Raw genomic sequence first — 257 nt, forward strand, 5'->3', positions numbered from 1 at the left:
TAGGTTCGAGGTGGAAGCATGGTGACATGTGGAGCTGACGAATACTAATAGATCGAGGACTTAACCATATAATATGAAGCAATGTTATCTAGTTTTGAAAGAATATAAAAAACTTGTTGACTTTAAAAGTTAAATGAGTTACAATAATTCTTGTCTTAAATGAATACAGTCTGGTAATGATGGCAGAGAGGTCACACCCGTTCCCATACCGAACACGGAAGTTAAGCTCTCTAGCGCCGATGGTAGTTGGGACCTTG

The 257-nt window shown here is 38.9% G+C and carries 1 rRNA gene; it reads left to right on the forward strand.

Annotated features, from left to right (window positions below):
* Positions 1 to 169: 169 nt before the first annotated feature.
* A 5S ribosomal RNA gene (gene rrf, locus MR160_RS34430) occupies positions 170 to 257 on the forward strand; the annotation flags it as partial.

The sequence above is a fragment of the Bacillus cereus group sp. BfR-BA-01382 genome (assembly GCF_022663475.1).
Taxonomy (GTDB): Bacteria; Bacillota; Bacilli; order Bacillales; family Bacillaceae_G; genus Bacillus_A; species Bacillus_A thuringiensis_S.